Consider the following 4,189-nt stretch of genomic DNA (forward strand, 5'->3'; position numbering starts at 1 on the left):
TCAGTCCAGATTCAAAACAGGTTACCGGAAATCCCATGGGAATACGGAATCCCTGACATATTGAGTAGTGGGGTTTTTGTCGTTGTTGGTTCATTGTTTCCTTAGGGAGTAGGGAGTAGGGAATCGGGAGTCGGGAATCGGGAATCGGGAGCGGTGCGACCCGTGGCGAATTTAATTCGCCTACGGAAAGCGCACCGAGGGAGTCGGGGGAAGAAAATTGACTGTACCTCATCTAGCAATTATCAGACTCATTCGGAGTTTTTTTAGGGTTATGTTATATCAGCAATACTTTTGATTATATACACAACATACTATAGCATTAAATTTAAATTATAGGTCATAAATTTGCAGTTTTATTGTTAATATAAATAACCATAATGAATGAATTAGTATACTTCTCAATATTGTTGAGATATAATCGAAAATTGGATGGCTGATAAAACGCTGATGAATTACTAATTATTGGGTAAATAATTTATAATTACTCCTGAGGCGATACTCCTGAAGTGATATTACTGACGCGATACTCCAAATTCTTAACTTATGGATAACGTTGGTTATATAGAACTAAGGTAAATCCGTTTAATCACATTATTTATAGTAATATTGTTTGTTGTCCTTTGTGTTTTATACAAAATTAATTAAAAATTCACTATATAGCGTTTATCATACTTATGAGGTACAATTTTTTCCCGATTCCCGATTCCCGATTCCCGATTCCCGATTCCCGATTCCCAATTCCCGATTCCCGATTCCCGATTCCCTGAAATGATTATTCAAACCCTACCTAAAAACGTAGTTCATCTAATTGCTGCTGGGGAAGTCATTGATTCAATAGCGGCAGTGGTGCGAGAACTGATCGAAAATTCCCTTGATGCTGGGGCAACTCGGATTACTGTTTCCCTGTGGACTGAGCAATGGCGGGTACGAGTGGCAGATAATGGCACAGGGATGGAGGTGAAGAATTTGCAAAAAGCGGCTTTTGCCCACAGTACTAGCAAAATCTGTAGTAGTGATGATCTGTGGAAGATTACTAGTTTGGGATTTCGTGGGGAAGCGTTGCATAGTTTGGCGGCTGTGGCAGAGTTAGAAATTTTGAGCCGATGTCCAGGAAATAGTCAGGGGTGGCGAGTTATCTATAATTCCCAAGGTCAACTGCGTCAGATTGAATCTGCTGCGATCGCACCCGGTACGATTGTGATAGTGTCTAATTTATTTGGTAAATTGCCCGTGCGTCGCCAGGGTTTACCGCCGATGGCACAACAGTTGCGTGCTGTCCAAACCATTATTCATCAACATGCTCTGTGTCATCCTAGGGTTAGCTGGCAAGTGGAGCAAAATGGACGTCCATGGTTTAATCTTTGTCCTGGTCATACTGCCCAACAGATTCTGCCTCAAATTATCAAGCAGTTAAAGGAAAGTGATTTGCAGCCGTTAACGGTAGAAGTGCCCATACCGGATTCGGCAACAGAACAACAACAGGATAAAAGCACCAAGGGAAATCTCGGAAATGGTTTGATGGAGCTAGTGTTAGGATTACCGGATCGATGCCATCGCAGACGTCCAGACTGGGTAAAGGTAGCGACTAATGGACGAATTGTGCGATCGCATGAATTGGAACAAACCATGATCACAGGATTAGCTCGAACCTTGCCTCGCGATCGCTATCCCATTTGTTTCCTGCACCTGCGGATTTGTCCGAGTCAAATCGACTGGAATCGTCATCCAGCAAAGACCGAAATTTACTTACACTCCGTATCTTACTGGCAAGAGCAAGTTGCTGAAGCTATCGAGCACGCTTTGCGAATCACCCCAGCCAATCTCCCAGAAAGCATTCACTCCAACAGGGTAAAACAGTTACTCAAAACATCAGAAGCTAGAGGAGGTTACACCACTAGTCGTTCAATTGAACTGATACCAGACACTCAAGAAATTACTGACAAAACTGATAGCAAAATTGATAGCAAAATTGATAACAAAACTGATGATATTGGGCTAATCCAACTGCGAGCCATGGCTCAGCTTCATAATATGTATATTGTAGCCGAGCATCCTACTGGTATTTGGTTAATTGAACAGCACATTGCCCATGAACGGGTGTTGTATGAAGAATTATGCGATCGCTGGCAGTTAGTCCCCTTAGAACCTCCCATCATTCTCCAGCACTTATCCCCTAGCCAGGTGGAACAACTACAGCGCATTGGTTTAGAAGTGGACCCCTTTGGAGAAGAGCTGTGGGCAGTACGGAATGCACCAGAACTGTTGCGTCAGCGAGACGATTGTGCCAAAGCCCTATTAGAGCTGAGTTTAGGAGGAGACTTACAAACCGCTCAAGTAGCAACTGCCTGCCGCAGTGCAATTCGCAATGGCATCCCCCTGAGCTTGTCAGAAATGCAGCAGTTATTAGATCAGTGGAAAAAGACTAGGCACCCTCGCACTTGTCCCCACGGGCGTCCTATTTATTTATCCTTAAAAGAGTCTGCTCTTTCCCGTTTTTTCCGCCGTCATTGGGTAATTGGAAAAAGTCATGGGATTTAAGTAAGGGTTGGTAAGTTGAAGGTTAGCAGATTGGTAAGTTGAAGGTTGGCAAGTTGAAGGTTAGCAGGTTGGTAAGTTGTTCGCCCAAGGCGTTCGGTGTAGGGTAGGTTAGCAAGTTGTTCGCCCAAGGCGTTCGGTGTAGGGTAGGTTAGCAGGTTATCAAGTTGTTCGCCCAAGGCGTTCGGTGTAGGGTAGGTTAGGCAGTTGTTCGCCCAAGGCGATTCGGTGTAGGGAGTGACTGAATAGAAAATATCTATAGCGTTTATAAATGAGATGTAAACCTAGGAGGTATTTTTTTATTGGACAATACACTTCAGATCTCTTTACCCTCTTGCCTTTAGCCTTTTGCCTCTTGCTTCTTGGCGTTTGGGAGTATGTTCACAACTCAAATATAAACCCTATATATAATGACTGCTAGACATTGTGTCTTTAGTCATGGTGCTAGAGGGTAGACAATTAATTCTATAATCAGGATGAATAAAAAATGGCAATAGTTGTCAGGGTTTAAACACTATGTCGTCTACTAAAAAACAAGCCAGAGGTTTTCCACAACAACTTAAGTTGAGCAAGCCTCGCCATAGATTATCGATTTGGCTCAAAACTCAGCAACCTAGTAGTTTAGGTCGTTCTAAAAATGATTGGAACTTTAGCAATCAGGAACAAGGCTTCACACTGCTTGAGTTGCTTGTAGCAATTATTATCATAGGAATTTTGTCTGCCATTGCACTTCCTACATTGCTTAGACAAGCTAATAAAGCAAAAGAAGTTGAAGCTATTACTAGGGTGCGGAATCTACTACAACTTCAGCATGAATACTATATCACTAATGGAGAATTTGCTAATTCCCTAGAAGAATTAGGATTTTCACTTTCTTATGAGACTGAACAATACCAGTACATAGTATTATCTTCTCAGCCATTATTAGATGGTTCAGTTTTGTTAGGTTTATCTAAACAGCCTGAGCTGAAATCTTATGCAGGAGTAGTGTTTTTACAAGATGGTCAGACTAAGACCTGTCCTAAGATTCCTATAGATATCAACACGGATAATTTGAATAAGTTAATCATCCCACTTATTTTTAAGATTCTTGCTAATCCCAAAGAATACTGTTCATAACTCCTCTAGAAGATGCCGTGAACTCAAAGTGTCCATAAACAGGGTAGTGATCACAAAGATCCCGTCGGAGGGTTTCTGTTGCTTGATTCCATGGTTGGTCTGCACGAATGAGACGAACCTGATAGAATGCTTCTACTAGACGTAAATGGTTGTTTGAGTAAAAAATAGGAGATAGTTTTCGGTGTGTTGTAAGCATTCAACTGTGAGGCTATCAACTATCAGCTGTCAGCGTCACAGCGTCGAAGCCTGTGCCACTATTCCCGATTCCCTATTCACTGTTCCCTGTTTCCAGAATATCTTTGAGCAAAATGTTCTTGCAGTATGCGGTGAATGAAGATATAACCACCCCCAACTTTTCTTAACAAGATACGTTCTGTGGCGTAGTCAAGGAAGCGGGCATAATGCCAAGGAGTATAGCCTTGCCACCAGAGAATTAGACGTAACGTAAAGTGTTGAATTAAAACAACTCCAGCAAATACTGGTCCTGTTCCACCTACTATCCCAGTAAGTAAACCAACCGCTAATGCAATACTGA

At 42.2% G+C, this 4,189-nt stretch carries 4 protein-coding genes and 1 pseudogene; 2 read left to right on the forward strand and 3 right to left on the reverse strand.

Translation table 11 applies throughout. From position 1 onward, the window contains the following. The coding region (locus F6K38_RS28980) for a hypothetical protein (RefSeq protein WP_287358523.1) at window positions 1-232 on the reverse strand (232 nt) is incomplete at its 3' end. 536 nt (window positions 233-768) lie between these two features. Here F6K38_RS28980 and mutL point away from each other — a divergent pair. Beyond that, window positions 769-2,538 carry a DNA mismatch repair endonuclease MutL gene (mutL, locus tag F6K38_RS28985; protein WP_287358526.1) on the forward strand — a complete coding sequence of 590 codons (1,770 nt, stop codon included), beginning with the start codon at window positions 769-771 and terminating at the stop codon, window positions 2,536-2,538. Here mutL and F6K38_RS28990 read toward each other — a convergent pair. Then, window positions 2,535-2,714 (reverse strand): hypothetical protein, encoded by a 180-nt coding sequence (locus tag F6K38_RS28990; protein ID WP_044493278.1) that lies wholly within the window; start codon window positions 2,712-2,714, stop codon window positions 2,535-2,537. The two genes, mutL and F6K38_RS28990, sit on opposite strands and share 4 nt — an antisense overlap. 337 nt (window positions 2,715-3,051) lie before the next feature. On the opposite strand from F6K38_RS28990, the gene F6K38_RS28995 reads away from it, so the two are divergent. Then, on the forward strand, window positions 3,052-3,654 hold the full coding sequence (locus F6K38_RS28995; protein ID WP_008184668.1) for a type IV pilin-like G/H family protein: 603 nt from the start codon (window positions 3,052-3,054) through the stop codon (window positions 3,652-3,654). Between the two features lie 272 nt (window positions 3,655-3,926). On the opposite strand, the pseudogene F6K38_RS29000 reads toward F6K38_RS28995, so the two are convergent. Then, a pseudogene (locus tag F6K38_RS29000) lies at window positions 3,927-4,189 on the reverse strand (hypothetical protein); the annotation flags it as partial.

Source organism: Moorena sp. SIO3B2 (assembly GCF_010692525.1).
In the GTDB taxonomy this organism is placed as follows: Bacteria; Cyanobacteriota; Cyanobacteriia; order Cyanobacteriales; family Coleofasciculaceae; genus Moorena; species Moorena producens.

Coding starts and splice junctions, on each gene's coding strand:
- F6K38_RS28995 (WP_008184668.1), top strand. CDS start 3,052: ATGTCGTCTACTAAAAAACAAGCCAGAGGTTTTCCACAACAACTTAAG.
- mutL (WP_287358526.1), top strand. CDS start 769: ATGATTATTCAAACCCTACCTAAAAACGTAGTTCATCTAATTGCTGCT.